The organism is Candidatus Nanoarchaeia archaeon (assembly GCA_035290625.1).
GTDB lineage: Archaea > Nanobdellota > Nanobdellia > Woesearchaeales > DATDTY01 > DATDTY01.
This window is the reverse complement of sequence record DATDTY010000063.1, coordinates 1-4463: the sequence shown is the minus strand read 5'-3', so window position 1 is coordinate 4463 and position 4463 is coordinate 1. Positions and strand designations below refer to the sequence as shown.

The following is a 4463-nucleotide window of genomic DNA, read 5'->3' as shown; positions in this document are numbered from 1 at the left end:
GATTCTCTTGACCTCCTCAAAATCACGCACAGTAGCGTGGCGGACAGCTCTTCGTGTCAGCTCTCCAGTGAGGTCGCATAATCCCATCAGGTAGTCCTCTGTTCCAATCTTGAGCTGCTTTGCTGTAGGCAGTGGCTTCCTGGACACAAAGGAGTGATAGGTCTCTGCTTCGCAATACTCTTGGACAGCATCTGAGTAGCTGCCTTCCTGGAATAGGAGAGGGTTTTTTCCTGCGATCCTATCCAAAGCTGCCTTCTGCTGCCTGAGCCTGCGGAGGCTATCTGGAGCACTGCCCCCCCTATGAATCTCATAGATCATATGCTTGCTCTCTTTGAGCAGGCCGCGGGCTTTGCCAATCAGGTCTTCTCTCTGGCTGTCATAGGTTTTGAGCTCGGTCCGCAATTCATGAAAGAGTTTTTTGCTGATCATGCATCTCTTGACTCTGCTGAGTTATTTAAAGGTTGTGATGATGATAGAGGAACCCCTCAAGATACTACGCCTTTGCCTCAGCCCAAAGCCCATTGAAAAAATCCCTATAGGACGCAGAAACCTGCTGGCTCTTGATTAAAAATGCAGTAGGCTTCTCCTTGAAGGTAAATGTTGCGACATGGTCTTTAAAGATAAAGACCCCTAATGGAACAGGAGTTTTATGATACCTAACCTGGAGGTCTTTTAATCTTGATAGTTTATTAAACAGAGATTTTTCTTTTTGGCTGGCTATAATCTTTACTCTTATTTTCTTCTTTATCCTTTTAGTATGATAATTTTGAAGAAATATCATCAAATTTTCATTCCTTAATTCTTCTCCTAAGGAAAATGCATAGTATTCTTCATTTGGCGATAGATTTTCTAAGATCATATTAAAAACTGTCTTAATTCCATCGTAACCCTCAAATATTTGAGAAGATTGCCCTTTTTGTTTGAACTTTTGAAGTTGTTCCAGTGATGGGATAATCTTCTCTATCTCTGTCTTTTGGTGGTTTATCTCGCCCTCTTTTTTATTAACATAATCAAGTAATCTTCTTGGAGAAGAAGACTGAAAATATTTTGTTTTCTCTCTGAGGATGTATGAAACAAGCCCCTTTTCGATTAGCTTATCCAAGATTTCATAGACTTTAGAACCCGTAATCTTTGATTTCTTGATGATGGCCCCTGTTGTCGTTTCCCCCAGTTCCAGGAGGGCGAGGTATACCTTCACTTCGCCGGTGGTGAAGCCTACATGCTCAAGAAGTGTTGCGTCCATCAGGCAGGGAGAAGAGCCCGGAAGTATTTAAGATTTGCTATTTATTCCGTATTAAGGGGGGAATAAGATTGATATAGGTATGTGTGATTCCTAAGAAGTAATGAGATTGAACATTATATCATGATAGAGGAGGCAACAACGATGGATAACGAAAAGGATTTGACGGCAATTATTGATGGTCATATTAGAGAGATGATCAGTATCGGGCGAGGATTATCTCAGCTTCCAGGAAAAGTAAATGATAACGCGCAAACTTATGCAAATAGCCGGGCGTATAACACTAAATGGGGAGATGTAAAAATGGATTATTTGGGCCGTCTTCAATCTTTGACGCTCGCCGTCATGGAGAATGTTGACACACTCTCACTTGAACAGAAGAGGGAGGCCAAGTATAAACTTCATCTGGCTGAGCAACTATACCGGGAAATAGAGCAAATAGACCAGGCTCATTATAGGATAGAAATCAAGGAGATTGAAGCGCGGATGGAAGCGCAACGGAAGCGCAATGGATAGATGTCCATCGTCAGGTCCAAAAAATATTTTCGCGCCTTGAACAGGAGGAAAAATGACACAAGAATGCGCAATGTGCTATAATAACCTGAAAGATCCTTGTTAGGGTCTTCTCAAGGTCATAAGAGGCCAAGAGGGTCTTAAAGTAAAAAAAGGGGATACCTTAGTAACTATAACCCAAGAAGAGCTGGAAAAAGTTTCTGAGTATCAAATAGAAGATTTCCTGATGATGTTAAAAGAAGGGTATTTGACTGACTGGGCTGCAAGGGCCGAGATAGATAGCGACACCGTATTAACTCTTAAGGATCAGTACACGTTCGGTGAACTATGTACTAAAGCTATTTATGAAGTATACGAGAAATACCTAGGAGAAGAACACAAAGATACCATTTATCCAAAGATATGCATTTGCCAAAAAGATTTTGATGGCATCAAAGATAGATTAAAGCCATTGGAGCAAATCAGCGCCGAAGAAATGATAATGATTGATAAAAGGAGATTTCCTGCAGCTTGCTATCCTTTTGAGTCTAAACAGCTACGAGGTACAAGCAGGAGAATAGAAGTGATGGGTTACATCCCAAGAAATGAAATTTACATCACTTCAATGGATTCCAAATTTTTTAGGCATGAACAGTAAGACCTCAGCTTGAGGCAAACAAAATCTGGTGCAGTTCACACCCTAGAAAGCATTAAGAACGTTTTTCTGCTGGAACCTTTCAATGCGACGTATGGAGAAGACGAAGATACTACGCCTTTGCCTTTAGAACTTCCTTTTTTAACACAGTACTTGCATTGAGAATTTCAACTCCGAGGAGCTTTCCTTGTGCATCAAAATCAAGAACTATGTTATCATTTAATTCAATGGTATTCTTCGCTTCACCATCTCTTATAGGGTACTGGAAGTATACATATGCTGCGTCCGCGTCTTTGTCGTATTCAAATTTCATGAACCTAAAGTACTGTGATTATCTTTATATAGCTTTCCTTTTCGATAAAGGATATTTTGAGTTCTCTTTTATTAGCCTCTCCTGCAGCAATCTTCCTTCCTTCAAAGGACTTCTTAATATATTTTGGATATTTGAGCACGTGCTCAATTTCCAATTCTGTGACTCCTCTTTGCCGTAACCTCTTTTTAGCGTGATCCGAATAGACTATCTTCATAGAAGAGGTATAATGATGCTTGTTTATATTCTTATCGTCGGATTATAGCGTTGTCATATCACCACAATCTTTCCAAACGGCCCGGGATTGAGGATTCTTGCATGTCCTACCTTGTCGTGCTTGTCCTCGTTTTCATGGATATGGCCGCAGATGTGGAGGTCAACAGGATTCTTCTCAAGGAACGCACGATAGCTCTTGCTCCCGCAATAGCCTCCGATAAGCTTGTCAAGCTTTGTTCCATACGGAGGCCCATGGGTGATGAGAATCACCTTTTTCCCGGGATTGCTCCTGATCTCCTTCTCAAATTTAGGAATGAAGCGCTCAAACTCCTTATCAGTGGTCGAAAATCCTCCCCCTCCCCAGCCAAGAAAAATGCAGTGTTTGAATGCTGCGCTCTTTCTATGGAGGAAGATGATGCTCTCAAAGCCCGAGCATGCAGCCTTCATCTCGGTCTCTGTCTCGTGGTTTCCGTGGATGATAAAGCATATCTTTCCAAGGCTGCTGATCTTCTCCAAGATGCTCTTGAGGTTGTTGGCAAAGATTGAGACATCGCCAGCACAAATCAGCGCTTCAGGATCGTCCTGCTTCACCCTTTTCGCGAGTTCGTTGATGGCCTTGCTGCTTCCATGCGTGTCAGTGAATGCCAAAAGCTTCATGGAGGATCAGAGAAAGCTTAAGTTTATTAGCTTTTGGTACACAATCAAAAAAGAGAAAAAGAAAAATCAGTTCTTGGATACATAATAGATGGTGTAGAGCGCCGCCAGCCCGACAAGGATGTAGACTATCTTCGGGAGGATCGGAATAGATCCTAAGATAGTCTCCACCAGATTCAGGTCAAAGAGCCCGACAAGGCCCCAGTTCAGCCCGCCAATGATGACAAGGATCAGGCTGATCCAGTCCAATGCGTTTTTTTCCATACTACGCACCTCTTTTTTGTTGTATAGTAAAGGTAACAAATAATTGAGCATAAATTATTGCCTTTACTTATTACGAACGGGCAACAATTGCTCGATTATATTTGCCCGTGAGTATAGAGGCACTTGAGGATTTGGGATTTATAAAGCTTGTTGCGGAGGCGGTTCCAGCTTGAATTTGATGACCTTGACAAGAGTGGATGGCTTGACATGAACATGATAGTAAGAAGAGTAGGTTTTGTGCATCTCCTTGTCAAATCTGAATGTTTCATGGCCTTCTTTGTTTTTTTCACTCAGGTTTTCAAATATTGTTTCTCTTACCTCTGTAACTTTTGCTTTTGTGAATTCCTTTCCATCGTTATAACATAATGAGAGTTCATCATTCTCTTGAATATCTTTATCATCGTTTATTCTCCAGGTTGTGTCTTTCTTACCTTCTAGGATAAGGCGTGCAAGTGGTTCTGCGAATTTTAGGGGTTTCATTTTTTATAGGAGTGAAACTCTCCAGCCTTACGGCTGAAGCCTCTTAGGAAAAGCTATCGCAAGCGCCTTCGGCAAATGTGGAAGAAAGCTACTTTTTTCTCGCTCATTATGATTTTCCCCTTCGGGTCGCTTCGCTAAAATCATATGGCTCC

At 41.7% G+C, this 4463-nt stretch carries 9 protein-coding genes; 2 read left to right on the top strand and 7 right to left on the bottom strand.

The genetic code is table 11. The features are described 5' to 3' along the window. Together VJB08_05750 and VJB08_05745 are read right to left on the bottom strand one after the other, a co-directional pair. The coding region (locus VJB08_05750) for a hypothetical protein (GenBank protein HLD43459.1) at positions 1 to 429 on the bottom strand (429 nt) is incomplete at its 3' end. A 64-nt stretch (positions 430 to 493) separates the two neighbouring features. Further along, entirely contained in the window at positions 494 to 1243 is a 750-nt protein-coding gene (locus tag VJB08_05745) for a helix-turn-helix domain-containing protein (GenBank protein ID HLD43458.1), read from the bottom strand. A 141-nt stretch (positions 1244 to 1384) separates the two neighbouring features. Here VJB08_05745 and VJB08_05740 point away from each other — a divergent pair, with 141 nt between their 5' ends. Both VJB08_05740 and VJB08_05735 read left to right on the top strand, forming a co-directional pair. After that, on the top strand, positions 1385 to 1756 hold the full coding sequence (locus VJB08_05740) for a hypothetical protein (GenBank protein HLD43457.1): 372 nt from the start codon (positions 1385 to 1387) through the stop codon (positions 1754 to 1756). Positions 1757 to 1982: 226 nt separating this feature from the next. Then, entirely contained in the window at positions 1983 to 2390 is a 408-nt protein-coding gene (locus VJB08_05735; GenBank protein HLD43456.1) for a hypothetical protein, read from the top strand. Between the two features lie 109 nt (positions 2391 to 2499). Here the strand turns inward: VJB08_05735 and VJB08_05730 are convergent, their stop codons facing one another. The 5 genes from VJB08_05730 to VJB08_05710 all read right to left on the bottom strand — a co-directional run bounded on the left by VJB08_05730 (position 2500) and on the right by VJB08_05710 (position 4311). Continuing rightward, on the bottom strand, positions 2500 to 2700 hold the full coding sequence (locus tag VJB08_05730) for a DUF2283 domain-containing protein (protein ID HLD43455.1): 201 nt from the start codon (positions 2698 to 2700) through the stop codon (positions 2500 to 2502). 4 nt (positions 2701 to 2704) lie between these two features. After that, positions 2705 to 2914 carry a DUF4258 domain-containing protein gene (locus VJB08_05725; GenBank protein ID HLD43454.1) on the bottom strand — a complete coding sequence of 70 codons (210 nt, stop codon included), beginning with the start codon at positions 2912 to 2914 and terminating at the stop codon, positions 2705 to 2707. Positions 2915 to 2967: 53 nt separating this feature from the next. Continuing rightward, positions 2968 to 3570: a metallophosphoesterase gene (locus tag VJB08_05720; protein HLD43453.1), complete on the bottom strand. Its 603-nt coding sequence runs from the start codon at positions 3568 to 3570 to the stop codon at positions 2968 to 2970. A 66-nt stretch (positions 3571 to 3636) separates the two neighbouring features. After that, positions 3637 to 3831 (bottom strand): DUF378 domain-containing protein, encoded by a 195-nt coding sequence (locus VJB08_05715; GenBank protein ID HLD43452.1) that lies wholly within the window; start codon positions 3829 to 3831, stop codon positions 3637 to 3639. A 138-nt stretch (positions 3832 to 3969) separates the two neighbouring features. After that, positions 3970 to 4311, bottom strand: a complete 342-nt coding sequence (locus tag VJB08_05710; GenBank protein HLD43451.1) for an ASCH domain-containing protein — start codon at positions 4309 to 4311, stop codon at positions 3970 to 3972. Between the last annotated feature and the right edge of the window lie 152 nt (positions 4312 to 4463).

What these genes read in the sequence shown, in the direction of transcription:
- VJB08_05745 (HLD43458.1), bottom strand. Translation starts at nt 1,243, where the DNA reads ATGGACGCAACACTTCTTGAGCATGTAGGCTTCACCACCGGCGAAGTG.
- VJB08_05740 (HLD43457.1), top strand. Translation starts at nt 1,385, where the DNA reads ATGGATAACGAAAAGGATTTGACGGCAATTATTGATGGTCATATTAGA.
- VJB08_05735 (HLD43456.1), top strand. Translation starts at nt 1,983, where the DNA reads ATGTTAAAAGAAGGGTATTTGACTGACTGGGCTGCAAGGGCCGAGATA.
- VJB08_05730 (HLD43455.1), bottom strand. Translation starts at nt 2,700, where the DNA reads ATGAAATTTGAATACGACAAAGACGCGGACGCAGCATATGTATACTTC.
- VJB08_05725 (HLD43454.1), bottom strand. Translation starts at nt 2,914, where the DNA reads ATGAAGATAGTCTATTCGGATCACGCTAAAAAGAGGTTACGGCAAAGA.
- VJB08_05720 (HLD43453.1), bottom strand. Translation starts at nt 3,570, where the DNA reads ATGAAGCTTTTGGCATTCACTGACACGCATGGAAGCAGCAAGGCCATC.
- VJB08_05715 (HLD43452.1), bottom strand. Translation starts at nt 3,831, where the DNA reads ATGGAAAAAAACGCATTGGACTGGATCAGCCTGATCCTTGTCATCATT.
- VJB08_05710 (HLD43451.1), bottom strand. Translation starts at nt 4,311, where the DNA reads ATGAAACCCCTAAAATTCGCAGAACCACTTGCACGCCTTATCCTAGAA.